This window comes from Burkholderia lata (genome assembly GCF_902499025.1).
GTDB classification, from domain to species: Bacteria; Pseudomonadota; Gammaproteobacteria; order Burkholderiales; family Burkholderiaceae; genus Burkholderia; species Burkholderia lata_C.
On sequence record NZ_CABVPW010000044.1, the window covers coordinates 56,754 to 72,784 of the forward strand.

General features: G+C 68.0%; 16 protein-coding genes and 1 pseudogene. 3 read left to right on the top strand and 14 right to left on the bottom strand.

The features are described 5' to 3' along the window. Window positions 1–15 precede the first annotated feature (15 nt). The 4 genes from tauA to BDI24065_RS33555 form a co-directional block, all read right to left on the bottom strand. On the bottom strand, window positions 16–1,032 hold the full coding sequence (gene tauA, locus BDI24065_RS33540) for a taurine ABC transporter substrate-binding protein (protein ID WP_089431728.1): 1,017 nt from the start codon (window positions 1,030–1,032) through the stop codon (window positions 16–18). Between the two features lie 251 nt (window positions 1,033–1,283). Next, on the bottom strand, window positions 1,284–2,276 hold the full coding sequence (gene lipA, locus BDI24065_RS33545; protein ID WP_039346279.1) for a lipoyl synthase: 993 nt from the start codon (window positions 2,274–2,276) through the stop codon (window positions 1,284–1,286). Next, the gene (gene lipB / locus BDI24065_RS33550) at window positions 2,269–3,027 is read right to left on the bottom strand and encodes a lipoyl(octanoyl) transferase LipB (protein ID WP_021157036.1); all 759 of its coding nucleotides are present in this window, start codon (window positions 3,025–3,027) and stop codon (window positions 2,269–2,271) included. Before lipB ends, lipA begins: the two co-directional genes overlap by 8 nt. Window positions 3,028–3,111: 84 nt before the next feature. Then, window positions 3,112–3,438, bottom strand: coding sequence for a DUF2917 domain-containing protein (locus tag BDI24065_RS33555; RefSeq protein WP_175034813.1), 327 nt, complete (start codon window positions 3,436–3,438; stop codon window positions 3,112–3,114). Between the two features lie 102 nt (window positions 3,439–3,540). On the opposite strand from BDI24065_RS33555, the gene BDI24065_RS33560 reads away from it, so the two are divergent. Next, complete coding sequence (locus BDI24065_RS33560; RefSeq protein ID WP_175034814.1) at window positions 3,541–4,527, top strand: transcriptional regulator GcvA; 987 nt, start codon at window positions 3,541–3,543, stop codon at window positions 4,525–4,527. On the opposite strand, the gene BDI24065_RS33565 is transcribed toward BDI24065_RS33560, so the two are convergent. The 10 genes from BDI24065_RS33565 to BDI24065_RS33610 all read right to left on the bottom strand — a co-directional run bounded on the left by BDI24065_RS33565 (window position 4,511) and on the right by BDI24065_RS33610 (window position 13,531). After that, the gene (locus BDI24065_RS33565; protein WP_011353335.1) at window positions 4,511–4,819 is read right to left on the bottom strand and encodes an HP0495 family protein; all 309 of its coding nucleotides are present in this window, start codon (window positions 4,817–4,819) and stop codon (window positions 4,511–4,513) included. The two genes, BDI24065_RS33560 and BDI24065_RS33565, sit on opposite strands and share 17 nt — an antisense overlap. Then, window positions 4,819–5,745, bottom strand: a complete 927-nt coding sequence (locus BDI24065_RS33570; protein WP_175034815.1) for a D-amino acid aminotransferase — start codon at window positions 5,743–5,745, stop codon at window positions 4,819–4,821. Before BDI24065_RS33570 ends, BDI24065_RS33565 begins: the two co-directional genes overlap by 1 nt. A 48-nt stretch (window positions 5,746–5,793) precedes the next feature. Next, window positions 5,794–7,107, bottom strand: a complete 1,314-nt coding sequence (locus BDI24065_RS33575) for a D-alanyl-D-alanine carboxypeptidase family protein (protein ID WP_175034816.1) — start codon at window positions 7,105–7,107, stop codon at window positions 5,794–5,796. A gap of 487 nt (window positions 7,108–7,594) precedes the next feature. After that, entirely contained in the window at window positions 7,595–8,239 is a 645-nt protein-coding gene (locus BDI24065_RS33580) for an alpha/beta hydrolase (RefSeq protein ID WP_034198940.1), read from the bottom strand. Window positions 8,240–8,252: 13 nt separating this feature from the next. Next, window positions 8,253–8,570, bottom strand: a complete 318-nt coding sequence (locus BDI24065_RS33585; protein WP_011694422.1) for a (2Fe-2S) ferredoxin domain-containing protein — start codon at window positions 8,568–8,570, stop codon at window positions 8,253–8,255. Window positions 8,571–8,714: 144 nt separating this feature from the next. Then, window positions 8,715–9,866, bottom strand: coding sequence for a VanZ family protein (locus BDI24065_RS33590; RefSeq protein ID WP_175034817.1), 1,152 nt, complete (start codon window positions 9,864–9,866; stop codon window positions 8,715–8,717). Window positions 9,867–9,885: 19 nt separating this feature from the next. Further along, on the bottom strand, window positions 9,886–10,524 hold the full coding sequence (locus BDI24065_RS33595) for an ABC-type transport auxiliary lipoprotein family protein (RefSeq protein ID WP_438820043.1): 639 nt from the start codon (window positions 10,522–10,524) through the stop codon (window positions 9,886–9,888). Between the two features lie 23 nt (window positions 10,525–10,547). Then, entirely contained in the window at window positions 10,548–11,477 is a 930-nt protein-coding gene (locus BDI24065_RS33600; RefSeq protein WP_175034819.1) for an MlaD family protein, read from the bottom strand. An 18-nt stretch (window positions 11,478–11,495) separates the two neighbouring features. After that, window positions 11,496–12,410, bottom strand: coding sequence for an ABC transporter ATP-binding protein (locus tag BDI24065_RS33605; protein ID WP_175034820.1), 915 nt, complete (start codon window positions 12,408–12,410; stop codon window positions 11,496–11,498). Beyond that, window positions 12,407–13,531 (bottom strand): MlaE family ABC transporter permease, encoded by a 1,125-nt coding sequence (locus BDI24065_RS33610; protein ID WP_175034821.1) that lies wholly within the window; start codon window positions 13,529–13,531, stop codon window positions 12,407–12,409. The genes BDI24065_RS33605 and BDI24065_RS33610 overlap by 4 nt, the downstream gene beginning before the upstream one ends. A 295-nt stretch (window positions 13,532–13,826) precedes the next feature. Between BDI24065_RS33610 and BDI24065_RS33615 the strand changes: the two genes are divergently transcribed. Next, a complete protein-coding gene (locus tag BDI24065_RS33615; protein WP_175034822.1) occupies window positions 13,827–15,896 on the top strand; it encodes a bifunctional 2',3'-cyclic-nucleotide 2'-phosphodiesterase/3'-nucleotidase in 2,070 nt (689 codons plus the stop codon). Window positions 15,897–15,904: 8 nt separating this feature from the next. Then, a pseudogene (locus BDI24065_RS41580) lies at window positions 15,905–16,031 on the top strand (tetratricopeptide repeat protein); the annotation flags it as partial.

Here is a 16,031-nt window from a genome sequence, read left to right on the forward strand (position 1 = left end):
CGCAATGATCGCCGCTTAGCGCGCGGCCTTCTGCACGAACTGCGGATCGACGCCGGCCGAATAGTCGGCGAGCACCGTCTGGATCGTGCCCTGCGATTTGAGGAACGTGGCGGTCGCCGCGAGCGACTTCGCGGCACCCGATTGCGCGCCGCCGCCGAGCCACGTCGGCGACGCCTGCTCGGCCGCCGTCGGGAATGCGTAGAGCGCAAGGCTGGCCGGCACGTCCTGCGCGTTCGCGCCCGATACCTTCGCGACCGCCGCGACCTGCGGCGAGCCGACCTTCCACGCCGCCGCATGCGCGCGATAGTCGGCGTCGGCGGCCGCGAGCACCTTCACGAAACGCGTGACGAACTCGGGGTTCTCGCGCGCGAACTTGCGGCTCACGACGAAGCCGTCGAAGGTCGCCTTGCCGCTTTCTTTCGCGACCTGGCCGGACGTCGTCAGCACGGTGCCCGACTGCTTGACCTTCGCGAGCACCGGATCCCAGATGTAGGTCGCGTCGATGTCGCCGCGGGCCCACGCGGCTGCGACTTCAGGCGGACGCAGGTTGACGATCTTCACGTCGTTCGGATTGACGCCCGCGGCCTGCAGCGCGACGAGCGTGTGGAAATGCGACGTCGATACGAACGGCACGCCGATCTTCTTGCCCTTAAGCGAAGCGACGTTCGTGACGCCCGAGCCGTTGCGCGCGACGAGCGCCTCGGCGTCGTTGATGTTGTCGAGCACCCAGAACAGCGAGATGTCGAGCCCCTGCGACAGCCCGGCCGCGATCGGGCTCGAGCCGGCTTCGCCGAGCTGCACGGAGCCCGACGCGAGCGCGCGGATCACGTCGGCGCCGCTGTCGAGCTTGCGGAACGTGACCTTGTAGCCGGTCGCCTTTTCGACTTCACCGCTCGCCTGCGCGTAGCGCCACGGCACCACCATGTCCTGGTACGCGATCACGACTTCGCGCGTTTCGGCGTGCGCCGCGCCGAGCGCGGCAAAGGCGGTCAGCGCGACGACAGCGCGGCGGATGAAGCTGAAACGGGACATGCGGATCTCCTTCGGAATGCGGGCATTGCTGCGGGAGAGCCGACTATAGGAGCTTTGCGCGCGACGGGAGCGAACTTATCCTGCGAAGCTATCGATGCCGTTTCAGCTTTGCTTTCCATGCTCGACCGGATTGCGCGTCCGGTCGGGTGGCGATTGCCGTGCGAACGCAGGAATGGCGTCCGCATCAACAAAAAAGCCCGCATCGCTGCGGGCTTTTTCAGGTTCGCCGGAAGACGACGAAGCAACGGCGCTCAGACCACCCCGGCCCCGTGCGCCTGCAGATCGGCGTGATAGCTCGACCGCACCATCGCGCCAACGGCCGCGTGCGTGAAGCCCATCTTGTACGCCTCTTCCTCGTACATCTTGAAGGTATCGGGATGCACGTACGCACGCACCGGCAGGTGGTGCTCGGACGGCTGCAGGTATTGGCCGATCGTCAGCATGTCGACGTCGTGCGCGCGCAGGTCGCGCATCACCTGCAGGATTTCCTCTTCGGTTTCGCCGAGGCCGACCATCAGGCCCGACTTCGTCGCGACGTCCGGATGCAGCGCCTTGAAGTCCTTCAGGAGCTTCAGCGAGTGAGCGTAGTCCGAACCCGGGCGCGCTTCCTTGTACAGGCGCGGCACCGTTTCGAGGTTGTGGTTCATCACGTCCGGCGGTGCGGCGTTCAGGATCGAGATCGCGCGGTCGAGACGGCCGCGGAAGTCCGGCGTCAGGATCTCGATGCGCGTTTCCGGCGACTGCTCGCGCACTTCGCGGATGCACTCGACGAAGTGGCCGGCGCCGCCGTCGCGCAGGTCGTCGCGGTCGACGCTCGTGATCACCACATACTTGAGCTTCAGCGCGCCGATCGTGCGTGCGAGGTTCTTCGGCTCGTCCGGATCCAGCGGATCGGGGCGGCCATGGCCGACGTCGCAGAACGGGCAGCGACGCGTGCACTTGTCGCCCATGATCATGAACGTCGCGGTGCCCTTGCCGAAGCATTCGCCGATGTTCGGGCAGCTCGCTTCCTCGCACACCGTATGCAGGTTGTGCTCGCGCAGGATCGTCTTGATCTCGTTGAAGCGCGAGCTGCCGGTGGCCGCCTTCACGCGGATCCACTCCGGCTTCTTCAGCTTCTCGATCGGAATGACCTTGATCGGGATGCGCGCCGTCTTCGCCTGCGCCTTCTGCTTGGCGGTCGGATCGTAGGCAGGGGTCGCGGCCGAATCGGCCGGTGCGGGGGAAGCGGTAACGTCAGTCATTCGAATGTTGTTCCAGTGCCTGCGGCTTGTCGGCGGCCGCGGATGCGCCGTCGAGGTTGGCGATCAGACGGCGCACCAGCGTGTGGGCGACGTCGTTCCAGTCGGCGGCAACCTCGAGGCTCGCCATGTCGACAGTTTCCAGTCCGGCATAGCCGCACGGGTTGATCGCAAGAAACGGGCGCAGATCCATCTTCACGTTCAGGCTCAGCCCGTGATAGCTGCAGCCGTTGCGGATCTTCAGGCCGAGGGCCGCGATTTTCGCGCCCTCGTGCACGCCGGATGCCACGTAGATCCCGGGCGCGCCCGCCTTGCGGACCGAAGCGAGATTATACGCCGCGAGGGTTTCGATCACGGCCTCCTCGATCTTCGTCACGAGCGTGCGCACCATCAGCTTGCGCCGGCGCAGGTCCAGCAGCAGGTACGCGACGATCTGGCCGGGGCCGTGGTAAGTGATTTGCCCGCCGCGGTCGACCTTCACGAGCGGCACGCCGCTGTCGGCCACCAGCAGGTGGGCCGGGTCGCCGGCCTGGCCGAGCGTGTAGACGGGCGGGTGTTCGACCAGCCAGATCTCGTCGCCGGTGTCGGCCGTGCGCGTATCGGTGAACGCGCGCATCGCGTCGAAGCTCGTCTCGTAGGTCTCGACGCCCCGCCAGCGCACGGTGACCGGCGGGGCCGGCTGATCCGGAGACCCGGCGGGCGATGCGGAAACGGCAACAGGCGTGGACACGATGGAAACCGGCGAAACGGACATGGGCGGTAGTTTACCGAAAACCCGTGGGTCTCGCCGGCCTTGGGAGAGGGACGGATCGCCGGTATCCGTCGGAGGAAATGTTGGTCAGACGGTGCGCCATCCGTCGTGGAGCAGCGCGGTCACGCGTTCGCGCAGCCGGGCCAGCCCGCTGAGCGCGACTTCCCGGGGCGGACGCGACACCGAGAACGCCACGCGCGTGCCCTCCCGGCCTTCCGCGCTGAGCCACAGCCGCTCGCCGCGGCGCAGCTTCAGCGTTTCGCCGTCGACCAGGAAGTAGTCGTTGACGTCGTTGCTGCGCGTCGCCCACACCGGCCCGCACTGCACCACCAGCCGCGTGCTGCGTTGTACCTTCATCGGCACGGTTTCGCCCGCGGGGATTTCGAACGTGATGCTTGAAGAAATTTCTTGCATGATCGACTCCGCCAAAAAGTGCTTCGATGGCTACAATCGTAGTCACTTCAAGGCGTCTGACAAAACGACCAATTTTCACGTCGATGTGAGGAAAATTAGCAAATGGACCTCCGCCAGCTACCTGCGCTGAACGCGATTCGCGCGTTCGAAGCCGCCGCCCGTCACGAGAATTTCTCGCGCGCCGCCGACGAGCTGTACGTCACGCACGGCGCGGTCAGCCATCAGATACGCGCGCTCGAGGAAGAGCTCGGCGTGCAGCTGTTCACGCGCAACGGCAAGCGGCTGTGCCTGACCGACGCCGGCATGCGCTACGCACAGCAGATCCGCACCGCGCTGATGGTGATCGCCGACGCGACCCGCGACGTGCGCGCGAGCGACCGCGACCGGCGGCTCGTGGTGTCGATGCTGTCGTCGTTCGCCGCGCGCTTCATCACGCCGCGCATCGGCACGTTCATCGAGCGGCATCCGGAAATCGACGTCGAACTGCAGTCGACCAACTCGCTCACCGATTTCGCGCGCGACGACGTCGATCTTGCGATCCGCTTCGGTCACGGCACCTACCCGGGGCTGCATGTCGAGCCGCTGTTCGACGAGGTGTTCTTTCCGGCGTGCGCGCCGACGCTCAATGGCGGCAAGCTGCCGCAAACGCCCGCCGATCTCGTGCACTACAACCTGCTGCGCTCGGACGACGAGCTGTGGCGGCCGTGGTTCGACGCGGCCGGGCTCAAGACGCTGACCGAGCCGAAACGGGGGATTCTGTACCAGGATTCGTCGAACCTGCTGCTGGCCGCGATCGACGGCCAGGGCATCGCGCTGGTGCGCCGCTCGCTGGCGGTACACGACCTGCTCGACGGGCGCATCGTGCGCCTGTTCGACATCGACGGGCCGAGCCCGTGGCACTATTTTTTCGTGTGTCCGCCGCCGCTCCTGAACACGCCGCGCGTGCAGGCGTTCAGGACCTGGCTGCTTCAGGAAGTGGCCGAATACAAACGGCTGTGCGACGAGCTGGACGCGCGGCGCGCGGCGGGGAAGACCCCCGCCGAGTGCGCGCAGGAAGGAGGCTGGAAGGCGCTTAGAGTACGACCTTGACCATCGGATGGCCGGTCAGTGCTCGGTAGATGTTGTCGAGCTGTTCCTGGCTCGTCGCCCGCACGGTGATCGTGAGGCCCGTGTAATTGCCGCCGCTCGACGCGCGCTCCTCGATCTTCTCGACATCGATCTCGTTGTCGTGAACGGCGACGACCTTGAAGATCGTGTCCTTGAACTCGGGGTGCGCCTTGCCCATGATCTTGATCGGGAAATCGCACGGGAACTCCAGCAGCGACTCCTTCCGGGTATCGATCGCGCCGGTCACCTCGATGGTTTTGGTCGGTTCGCTCATCATTTTCTCCGGGTTAGGTCAAACTGTTCAAACTCGCGCGCCTTCGCGCGCTGGTACGCGTCATACAACGCCGCGAACACGGGGCCCGGCTTGCCGCCCTGCACGGGCAGATCGTCGAGCGACGTGACGGGCAACACTTCCTTCGTGGCCGACGTGATCATGATTTCGTCGGCTGCGCGCAACTCCACTTCGCTGATCTCGCGCGCGACGAACGGAATCCTGCATTCGTCGGCCAGCTCCTCGATCAGCGCGTAGCGGATCCCCTCGAGGATCTTGTTGCTGCGCGGCGGCGCGAGCAGCTCGCCGTTCTTCACGATCCACACGTTCGACGACGAACCTTCCGTCAGGTTGCCGTCGCGCAGCTGCAGCGTCTCGAACGCATCGCGTTCGGCCGCATGCTGCGCCATCAGCACGTTGCCGAGCAGCGAGATCGACTTGATGTCGCAATGCAGCCAGCGGCGATCCTCTGCCGTCACGCAGCGCACGCCCTGCGCGCGTTCTTCCGCGGACGGCAGGCGCAGCGGGCTCGTCATCACGAACACCGTCGGCACCGCGTTCGCCGGGAACGCGTGGCCGCGCTTCGCGACGCCGCGCGTCACCTGCAGGTAGACGAGCGCGTTGCCGTCGCCGAGCCCTTCGGCATTCGCCGCGACGACGCGCTCGATCAGCGCACGCCAGCCCGCATCGTCGTGCGGGCTGGCGATGCCGATCTTCTTCAGGCTGCGCTCGAGCCGCGCCAGATGCTGTTCGATCCGGAACGGCACGTGCGCGCCGTCGTGCGCATAAACGGGGACGACTTCATACACGCCGTCGCCGAAGATGAACCCGCGGTCGAGCACCGGTACACGGGCTTCGGACAGCGGCACCATTTCCTCTTGCGACGAGACGCTGAGGTAGACGATCGGTTCGAATTCGGCTTGGCTCATAGCTATGACAGATGGGGATGAAGTCGTAAAAACAAAGGCCCGTCGTGCTTACTTCTTCTTGCTGAACATCAGCAGGATCGAGTCCCAGATACGCCCGAAGATACCCGCTTCCGGCACGGCCTGCAGTGCGACGACCGGGAATTCGGACAGCGTCTTGCCGTCGGCGACGATCTTCACGGTGCCGACCTGCTGGCCTTCCGCGAGCGGCGCGATCAGCGGCGCGTTGACGTCGACTTCCGTCTTGATCTTGTCGCCGAGGCCGCGCGGCACGGTCGCCCACTGGTCGCCCTTCACACCGACCTGCACGGTGTTTTCCTTGCCCTTGTAGATGCGCGGCGTCGACATCGCCTGGCCGCCCTTGAACAGGCGCACCGAGTCGAACGCGCTGTAGCCGTAGTTCAGCATCTTCATGCTGTCCTGCGTGCGCTCGCCTTCCTTCTGCTCGCCCATCATCACCGACACCAGGCGGCGCTGGCCGTCCACACCCGGAATCGCGCGCTTCGCCGACGCGATCAGGCAGTAGCCGGCCGCTTGCGTATGGCCCGTCTTCAGGCCGTCGACCGTCGGATCCAGCCACAGCAGGCGGTTGCGGTTGCCCTGGCGGATGTTGTTGTACTTGAATTCCTTCTCCGAGAAGATGCTGTAGTACTGCGGAAAATCGCGAATCAGGTGGGCGGACAGCCGCGCGAGGTCGCCGGCCGTCGTGTAGTGGTTCGGGTCGGGCATGCCGTTCACGTCGGCGAAGTGCGTGCCCTTCATGCCGAGGCGCTGCGCCTCGTCGTTCATCAGCGTGACGAACTGCCCTTCGCTGCCGCCGACGAGTTCGGCCAGCGCGATCGCGGCGTCGTTGCCCGACTGGATGATCATCCCGTACACGAGGTCGTGCACGGACACCGGCTTGTTCGCCTCGATGAACATGCGCGACTCGTCGCGGCCGACGCGGCGCACGGCTTCGCTCGGCGTGACGATCTGCTCCATCGAGATCTTCTTCTTGTCGAGCGCCTCGAACACGAGGTATGCCGTCATCAGCTTGGTGAGCGATGCGGGCTCGACGCGTTCGTCGGCATTGCCCGACGCGAGCACCGTATTGCTGGTCGCATCGACGAGCACCCACGAGCGCGCGTTCACGCCCGGCGGCGGCACGGCGCCCGGCATGTAGGTCGCGGGCGCGCCGGTGAACTGTTCGGTGGCGGCCGGCGCCGCATGCGCGGCCTTGGCCTTGGCGGCCGGCTTCGCCTCGGCGACGACGATCGTCGACGCGAGCGCGACGGGCAGCATCACGCCGAGCGCGACGTTGCGCGCGGCGGTGCCGAAGGCGATGGAGGAAGCGAGGGACTTGAGGCCTTGGGGAGACAGACGCATGATCGATTCAGGCTGATGGCAGAAAGTGCGGTGCGAAACGCGCAGGGTTGAACGGCAAGGCGGCGGGCGTTTCGGGCACTCGCCCGAAATCGTCGGGCGACGCGAAACGCGCCGGTTGGACTCGTGCGGACGCGTTCGGTTCGCGGCCGTCGCGAGCGGGCGGACAGGCGGCGAAACGAGCGCCGCATGGGCCCAGCCGGGCCGCGGGCGACGCGGAATCCGGCCATTATACGTGGCCGCGCAGGGCGTTTTCGCGAACCTGGCGCCGGACAGTTGCACATCCGCATCGGGCGCAGGGTGCCGGCAAGCCGCACGTCATCGCACGCGAAGCTGTGCGAAAGGCATGCGCAGGCGGGATGGAAGTCGGGTTGCGCCGCACGCTGCGGCGCGATGTCACGCGGAAGGGAGCGCGCATCCGGCGCGTGCCGGATGTCGCGTGTGCGACGCGATGCGGGCCGCCGGCGTCATGCCGGCACCCGCGCAATGGCTAGCGCCACGCGTCGACGATGATGCGCTTCAGCACGTGCAGCTTGCGATGCAGGAAGTGCTCGGCGCCGGGGATCACGACGACCGGCAGCTCCTGCGGCCGCGCCCAGTCGTACACGGAAGCGATCGGCACCGTGTCGTCGGTTTCGCCGTGGATCACGAGCGTGTTCTCGGGCACGTCGGCCACCTGCCAGCGGCTCGCGGCCGTGCCGACGAACACCATCCGTTCGATCGTCTCGCCCGCGTCGCGCAGCCGCTTCGCGACGTGCGACAGCACGAAGGTGCCGAACGAGAAGCCCGCGAGCACGAGCGGCAGGTCGGCATAGGCCGGCTGCGCGCGCATGTGCGCGAGCACTGCGAGCAGGTCGTCGGCCTCGCCGGTGCCGTTGTCGTGCACGCCTTCGGTCGCGCCGACGCCGCGGAAGTTCGACCGGAACACGACGTAGTTCAGTTGCACGAGCGTGCGCGCGAGCGTTTGCGCGACCTTGTTGTCCATCGTGCCGCCGAACAGCGGATGCGGATGCGCGACGAGCGCGATGCCGCGCGGCGCGGCGCCGCTTTCGCGCACGGCGTCGGGAAGGTCGACCGCGATTTCGATCTGCCCGACGGGGCCCGCGATCAGCGACTTCTGCGTATGAACGTTCATTCGGCCGGCCTGCTCAGATCTTCAGGCGGTCGACGACCTTGCCGTCGCGCAGGTGCGATTCGACGATCTCGTCGATGTCGGCCTGGTCGACGTACGTGTACCACGTGCCTTCCGGATACACGACCATCACGGGCCCTTCCTCGCAGCGGTCGAGGCAGCCGGCCTTGTTGATGCGAACCTTGCCGGGACCCGCGAGGCCGAGTTCCTTCACGCGCTTTTTCGCGTATTCCTGCATGGTCTGCGCGTCGCATTGCGCGCAGCTCGGGCGCTCGGCGCCCGGTTCGCGCTGGTTCAGGCAGAAGAAGACGTGGTGCTGGTAGTAGGAATCCATGATGGTGACGAGCGGCCCGGCGCGAGGCCGTGCGGAAAGAGGAGCGGTTGCCGCTGCGTGGGGCAGCGGAGGATGCGGACGATTATAGCGACCGGCGCACGGTGCTGCCCGCGATACCGCCGCCGCGCCACCGTAGCCACTGCTTCATCGGCGCAGCGCGGCCGGCAGCCATGCATGCTCGACACGCTGGCCAAGCCAGATCAGCGCCGCGTAGGGCCAGATCCACGCGAGCCAGCGCGCGAGGCTGTTGAAGTGCACGTAGCGGCCCTGCCGCCAGCCCGACAGCGTGAAGTCGAAGAACGGATTGACCGGCAGCAGGTTCACGAGTGCCACGCCGGCCAGCAGCGCGAGCGCCGCAAGCGCCGCGCGCCAGGTCGCCGGCACGTGCAGCGCGACGAGCGCGGCCGCGAACCCGAGTTCGATCCCGAGCCGCGCGCCGGGCGTCGCCCACACGACGACGAGGCCGGTGGCCGACTGCATGAACGTCGCGGCCGCCTTCAGCACGAGCGTCGCGGCGACGAGCGCGATCAGGAGCCGGATGCGCGGCGCGCGCGGCCGCATCGCAAGCGATGCGATCGTCAGTGCGGCGAACAGCATCAGCCCGCCGAGCGCGGCCTCCCACCCGGAGTCGGACAGCCAGCCGTCGACGCGCTCCGGCCATTCGCCCACGCGCCACGCGGCCGGCAGCCACGCGAGCAGCGCGTCCTGCATCGACGCGTCGGCGCGCTCCCACAGCGCGGCCGGCCAGTCGCCGATGCCGAACAGGAACGGCGACGGGAACAGGATCGCGAACGGCCACAGCCCGGCGAGCAGCAGCGGCGTCGCGCCGTCGTCCTCGAACCACGCGAAGCGCAGCCGGCGCAGCGCGCCGCGATCGAGCAGCGCACCGGTGGCCGGCGCGACGAGCGCCGCACCCAGCAGCGCGCCGAGCGCGTTGGCCGCGAGATCGAGATTCGACGCGACGCGCGTCGGCAGGTAGGTCTGGAGTGCTTCCATCGAGCCCGACAGCAGCACGCCGAGCCCGGCCGCGATCAGCGTCGCGGCCACGCCGCGCCAGCGCGGATGCAGCGCGAGCACGGCGAGCGCGCCGAACGGCAGGTAGCCGAGCACGTTCGTGACCACGTCGAATGCGGTCACGTAGCGCTGCATCGGCGCGAACAGGTAGTCGAACGGCCCGATGCCGAGCGACACCCAGCCCTCGAACGGATACAGCGACGCGTAGACGATGAGTGCCGCGTAAGCGGCAAAGGCCTGCCGCGCGAGCGGCGATGCGCGAGGCGTGCCGGTCGCGCTCATCGCGGCTGCGCGGCACGTGTCACGGCGTGCCCGCGTACGCCTGCATGCCGACCCACGCGGCGATCTGCGACACGAGCTGGTCGCTCGCCGTCGCGAGCGCGCGGGCGCCGCCCGCCGCATCGGGCGTGCTCGACGGCGCACGTGCGACGAACGTGCGCTGGCCGAGCACCTTGCCGTCCAGCGTCAACGTCGCGCGCGCGGTGACGGCGGCGTGGCTTTGCGACTGACCGTCGAACACCTGTTCGAATTCGTTCAGGTCGACCTTGAGGGTCGGCGCGCGCACGCCGTCGGATCCTTCGAGCACCGTGCCGCGCGACGACAGCGCGCCGCGCAGCCGCTGCGTGAGCAGTTGCGCGGGCGGCGCGGTCCAGCGGCTGTCGCGGTAGACGGCCACGTGCTGCGCGTCCACGTACGCGAGGCGGTAGGCGAACTTGTCGGAGTCGAGCGCGTCGGGCGCGGCCACGTCGAGCACCTTCAGCGCGGGGCCCGGGCCCGCGGTCACGACCGACGTGGCCGGCCCGAGGTCGTAGCGGACATTCGACAGCACCGCGCTGTTGCCGGCGCAGCCGGCCGCGAGCGAGAGCGTCAGCACGGCAAGCGCGGCCGCGGCGGGACGCAGCGCGCGGTCAAGGATTCGTGGCATGGCGTGTTCCTGCATGATGTTTCCGGTTTCGATGGGTATCACTGCCCGGCCGTCGCACCCGGCCAGACGAAGCCCGGCTCGCCGGGCCCCGGCGCCGCGCCGGGCGCACCGAACAACAGACTGCGCGGATTGCGGCCGAGTTCACCGGCCACGTCCTTCAATTGCCGCGACGCGTCGCCGACGCTGCCGGCGAGTGCGTTGAAACGCGGCAGCGTGTCGTACTGCACGCGCGCGTTGAGACCGTTCAGCGCGACGCCGATCTGCTCGGCGGCCGTGCCGGCCTTGTTCAGGTTCGACACGAGCGGCCCGTTCGGCTGCAGCAGCGTGTTCGCCGACGCCATCGCGCGGTTCACCTCGTGCATCGTTTCCGGCAGCGCGGCGACCGCCGGGCCGAGCTGCTTCGTCAGCGTGGTGGCGCCATCGGCCGCGTGCTGCAGGCTTTCGGCGGTCGCGCGCAACTGCTCGCGCATCTCGGGCGACATCAGCGCATTCGCGCTCTTCGCGGCCAGTTCGAGCTGCCGCAGCAGCACGTCGCCGCGCTCCTGGATCTGGTCGAACAGGCTCGGCCGCATCGGGATCTGCGCGATCGCCTTCGTCGACGACGGCAGCGGCGCCAGGTCGCGGCCCGTGTCCTCGAGCTGCACGAACGCGATGCCCGTCACGCCCTGGAAGCCGAGGCTGCCGTAGGTCGACTGCGTGATCGGCGCGTCGTGGTCGACGAGGATCCGGATCCGGATCTGGCCCGGGTGCGCGCGATCGAAGCCGATCGACTGCACCTTGCCGACGTCGAGGCCGCGAAAGCGCACGGCTGCGTCCGGGAACAGGCCCGTCACGTTGGTGCGCGCGAGCAGGTCGTACGGCACGCGCACGGTGCGATCGACGTTGAACCAGAACACCGTGCCCGCGATCGCGAGCGTCAGCGCGATCGTGAACAGGCCGGCCCAGAACGCATGTGATTTGTTTTCCATTCGCGGATTCCTTCGTGCCTACAGCTCGACGCTCGACAGCGCCGGTTCGAGGGCCGCCTTCGGCAGCTTCGCGCGCCGCTCGGGCGGCAGCGCCTGCAATGCGCGGCGCCCGCGCAGCCCCAGGAAATATTCGTGGATGAACGGATGGTCGACGTTCGCGGCCTCCTCGACCGGTGCGGCCACCAGCACCTTGCGATCGGCCAGCACCGCGACGCGCGTCGACAGCGCGACCATCGTGTCGAGATCGTGCGTCACCATCACGACGGTCAGCCCGAGCGTGCGGTGCAGCGTCGCGATCAGCTCGACGAATTCGTCCGACGCCTGCGGATCGAGGCCGGCCGTCGGCTCGTCGAGGAACAGCAGTTCGGGCTCGAGCGCGATCGCGCGCGCGATGCCGACCCGCTTGACCATCCCGCCCGACAGCGCGGCCGGCATCTTCGACGCGTGCTTGCACGGCAGCCCGACCATCTCGAGCTTCAGCATCACGATGTCGTGCAGCAGGTCCGGCGGCACGCGGCCGAGCTCGCGCAGCGGCTGCGCGACGTTGTCGAACACCGTCATCGACGAGAACAGCGCGCCCTGCTGGAACAGCATCCCGGAGCGCGTGCGCATCATCCGCGCGCTCGCGTCGTCGATCGTCGCCGTATCCTCGCCGAACACCTTGATCGTGCCCGACGTCGGCCGCTCGAGGCCGAGGATCTGCCGCACGAGCGTGGTCTTGCCGGAGCCCGAGCCGCCGACGATCGACACGATCTCGCCGCGCCGCACGTCGAAGTCGAGCTTCTGGTGAATGATGTTGCGCCCGTAGCGCTTGGTCAGGTTGCGCACCTCGATCACGAGATCGCCGGTATCGGCCGCCGCGGCTGGCCCGGTGCCGACCGACCCGGCACCGACTGCCGCGGCGTGCGCGGTCGTTTCGTTCGATGCGTTCATCCGAGCCCCACGTTCTGGAACAGGATCGCGAACACCGCGTCGGCGAGGATCACGACCGTGATCGACGACACGACCGACGTGGTCGTGCCTTCGCCGAGGCTCTGCGAGTTCGCCTTGATCCGGAAGCCGAAATGGCAGGCGACCAGCGCGATCAGCATGCCGAACACGATGCCCTTGCCGACCCCGATGTACAGGTTCGCGATCGGCACGACGCCCGGCAGCGAGCGCACGAAATAGTTGACGTCGATGCCGAGCACGAGCTTCGCGGCGAGCGCGCCGCCCGTCAGCGCGATGATGTTGGTCCACATCACGAGCAGCGGCATCGCGATGCCGAGCGCGAGCACGCGCGGCAGGATCAGCCGCAGCCCGTGCGGGATGCCCATCACGCGCATCGCGTCGAGCTCCTCGGTCACGCGCATCACGCCGATCTGCGCGGTGATCGCCGAGCCCGAGCGGCCCGCGACGAGAATCGCCGACAGCACCGGGCCGAGCTCGCGGATCACCGACAGCCCGAGGATGTTCACGATGTAGCGGTTCGCGCCGAACATCTGCAGCTGCTGCGCGGACAGGTAGCTGAGCACGATGCCGATCAGGAACGCGACGAGCGCGGTGATCGGCAGCGCCTGCGCGCCGGCGCTGTAGATGTTCGCCGATGTCTCCTTCCACGGCATCGTCTTCGGGCGGCGCAGCACCGACAGCGCATCGAGGATCACGAGGCCGAACATCGCGATGCCGCCCTGCAGATGTTCGCCGAACCTGAAGATCGCCTGGCCGAGCCGCGTGACGGGATCGAAGCGCACCACGCGCTCGGGCGCCTCGCGCTCGCTGTCGAGCCGCTCGATGCGCTCGAAGATCGTGCGCTGCGTCACGCTCAGCGCGACGCCGGCCGGCAGCTTGCGGCCCCACACGCGCCATAGCGCCTGGCCGCCGACGTGGTCGAGCCGCTCGATGCCGGACAGATCCCATTCGCTCACGCGCCCGGACGCGATGCTCGCGATACGGCGCGCCACCGCGCCGCGATTGCGTGCAAGCGCGAGCGCGGTCCACTGGCCGGTCAGGCGCACCGTCTGGCCCTGGCCGCCGGCGTCGACCGACAGGCCGGGAGGAGTCTCGAAGTCCAAGGGCAGGTTGTTTGCAAAAAGGTGACAGAGGTCATTGTAGCGAACCGCCCGGCGACGCGACGTGAGGATTTCCGTGAGGGCGCCGAGCTGGGGGCGTCTGGCTGGGGGCGCCCTCCCGGAAGTGCGCGTCGAAACCGCCGCCCCTCCGTCAGCTGCCCGCATCGTCACCTTTCATTCTTCCGTCACGTTTCCTTTCGATACTCTCACGCGCCGCACATCAGGCCGTCGGCGCCCCGCGCCGCCATTCGCAGCATCCCTCGCGATTCATAAAACAGAACACCGAACAGGACAACCGATGCGTCTCCCCCTGCCTTCCCGCCGTCGCGTGCCGGCCATCGCCGCGCTCGCCAGCCTCGCCTTCATCCTCGCCGCCTGCGGCGGCGACGACGTCACCTCGCCGCCGGTGACGCCGCCGGCGGCCCAGGCGCCCGTCGGCACGACGGCCACGCTCGCCCTGCTCGAGACGACCGACCTGCACACCAACGTGCTGTCGTATGACTATTTCAAGCTCGCCGCCGACAATTCGCTCGGCTTCGAGCGCGTGTCGACGCTGATCGCGCAAGCGCGCGCGCAGTATCCGAACACGCTGCTGCTCGACAACGGCGACACGATCCAGGGCACCGCGCTGTCGGACTACCAGGCGCTCGTGAAGCCGGTCGGCTGCGACCAGACGCTCGCGATCTACAAGGTGATGAACGCCGCGAAATTCGACGGCGGCGGGATCGGCAACCACGAATTCAACTACGGGCTGCCGTACCTGTCGCAGGTGACCGGCAACACGTTCGAGGTCGACGGCCTGCCGGCGCCGGCCCAGCAGAAGAAGTGCGCGGGCCCGAACTTCCCGCAGGTGCTCGCGAACGTGATCAGCGCGAAGACCAACGCGCCGCTGTTCACGCCGTACACGATCCTGACCCGCACCGTGACCGCGACGACGCCGGACGGCAAGACGGTCAGCGCGCCCGTGAAAATCGGCATCATCGGCTTCACGCCGCCCGCGATCATGAACTGGGACAAGCGCTGGCTCGACGGCAAGGTCTACACGACCGGCCTGAAGGAAGCCGCCGAGAAGTACGTTCCGGAGATGCGCGCGAAGGGCGCCGACCTCGTCGTCGCGATCTCGCACGGCGGCCTCGACAATTCCGCGTATTCGCCGACGATGGAGAACGGCAGCTGGTGGCTGTCGAAGGTGACCGGCATCGACGCGATGCTGATCGGCCACTCGCACCAGGTGTTCCCGGACGCGAACAGCACCGTGTCGCAGTTCAACCTGCCGGGCGTCGACAAGGTCAAGGGCACCGTCAACGGCGTGCCGACCGTGATGGCCAACTACTGGGGCAAGCACCTCGGCGTGATCAAGCTCGGCCTGAAGTTCGACGGCAAGACGTGGAGCGTCGACAAGTCGCAGACGACCGTCGAGGCGCGGCCGATCCAGAACGCCGACAAGAGCTACGTCGCGGCCGATCCGTCCGTGTCCGCCGCGATCGCCGCCGAGCACCAGGCAACGATCGACTACGTGAAGACGCCGATCGGCTCGACCGACTACCGGATGAACTCGTACTTCGCCGATGTCGGCGACCCCGGTGCGATCCAGATCGTCAACGAGGCGCAGGCCGACTACGTGAAGACCTACGTGCAGGCGAACCTGCCGCAATACGCGTCGCTGCCGGTGCTGTCGGTCAGCGCACCGTTCAAGAGCGGCTTCGGCGGCGGCACCGACTACACCGACGTCGCACCGGGCGCGCTCGCGATCAACAACGCGGCCGACCTGTACCTGTACCCGAACACCGTGTACGCGGTGAAGGTGAGCGGCGCCGACGTGAAGAACTGGCTCGAAACGGCCGCGAAGCGCTTCAACCGCATCGATCCGACCAAGGCGACCGTGCAGCCGCTCGTCAGCACGTTCCCCGGCTACAACTTCGACATGTTCACGTCGGCCGATCTCGCGTATGAAATCGACGTCACGCAGCCGGTCGGCAGCCGGATCAAGAACCTGACGTACAAGGGCGCGGCGCTCGACCCGAACGCGCAGTTCATCGTCGCGACCAACAACTACCGCGCGAGCGGCGGCGGCAACTTCCCGGGCCTCGACGGCAGCAAGACGATCTTCGCGTCGCCCGATGCGAACCGCGACGTGCTGATCGCGTTCGTGAAGCAGCGCGGCAAGATCACGCGCGCGGCCGACGGCGCGCAGCGCAGCTGGCGCTTCACGAAGCTCGCGAGCTCGGTCGCGCACGTGCAGTTCGCGTCCGCGCCGAACCGCCTCGGCGACGCGGCGGCGGCCGGCCTGACCGGCATCACGCAGGTCGCGGCCGACGACGGTTCGGGCAAGAACCTCGCCATCTACGAAATCGACCTCACCCAATGAGGCCCGCGATGCAACCGATCCGGACGATGCGGCCGGCCGAAACCGGCCTCGCCGCTGCCGCGCGGCGCCTGCTGCGCGCGAAACTCCCGCCGGCCGCGCTGCTCGCGGCGGCGGCCGTGACCGTCGCGGCCGTCG

Coding starts and splice junctions, on each gene's coding strand:
- tauA (WP_089431728.1), bottom strand. CDS start 1,032: ATGTCCCGTTTCAGCTTCATCCGCCGCGCTGTCGTCGCGCTGACCGCC.
- lipA (WP_039346279.1), bottom strand. CDS start 2,276: ATGACTGACGTTACCGCTTCCCCCGCACCGGCCGATTCGGCCGCGACC.
- lipB (WP_021157036.1), bottom strand. CDS start 3,027: ATGTCCGTTTCGCCGGTTTCCATCGTGTCCACGCCTGTTGCCGTTTCC.
- BDI24065_RS33555 (WP_175034813.1), bottom strand. CDS start 3,438: ATGCAAGAAATTTCTTCAAGCATCACGTTCGAAATCCCCGCGGGCGAA.
- BDI24065_RS33560 (WP_175034814.1), top strand. CDS start 3,541: ATGGACCTCCGCCAGCTACCTGCGCTGAACGCGATTCGCGCGTTCGAA.
- BDI24065_RS33565 (WP_011353335.1), bottom strand. CDS start 4,819: ATGAGCGAACCGACCAAAACCATCGAGGTGACCGGCGCGATCGATACC.
- BDI24065_RS33570 (WP_175034815.1), bottom strand. CDS start 5,745: ATGAGCCAAGCCGAATTCGAACCGATCGTCTACCTCAGCGTCTCGTCG.
- BDI24065_RS33575 (WP_175034816.1), bottom strand. CDS start 7,107: ATGCGTCTGTCTCCCCAAGGCCTCAAGTCCCTCGCTTCCTCCATCGCC.
- BDI24065_RS33580 (WP_034198940.1), bottom strand. CDS start 8,239: ATGAACGTTCATACGCAGAAGTCGCTGATCGCGGGCCCCGTCGGGCAG.
- BDI24065_RS33585 (WP_011694422.1), bottom strand. CDS start 8,570: ATGGATTCCTACTACCAGCACCACGTCTTCTTCTGCCTGAACCAGCGC.
- BDI24065_RS33590 (WP_175034817.1), bottom strand. CDS start 9,866: ATGAGCGCGACCGGCACGCCTCGCGCATCGCCGCTCGCGCGGCAGGCC.
- BDI24065_RS33595 (WP_438820043.1), bottom strand. CDS start 10,524: ATGCAGGAACACGCCATGCCACGAATCCTTGACCGCGCGCTGCGTCCC.
- BDI24065_RS33600 (WP_175034819.1), bottom strand. CDS start 11,477: ATGGAAAACAAATCACATGCGTTCTGGGCCGGCCTGTTCACGATCGCG.
- BDI24065_RS33605 (WP_175034820.1), bottom strand. CDS start 12,410: ATGAACGCATCGAACGAAACGACCGCGCACGCCGCGGCAGTCGGTGCC.
- BDI24065_RS33615 (WP_175034822.1), top strand. CDS start 13,827: ATGCGTCTCCCCCTGCCTTCCCGCCGTCGCGTGCCGGCCATCGCCGCG.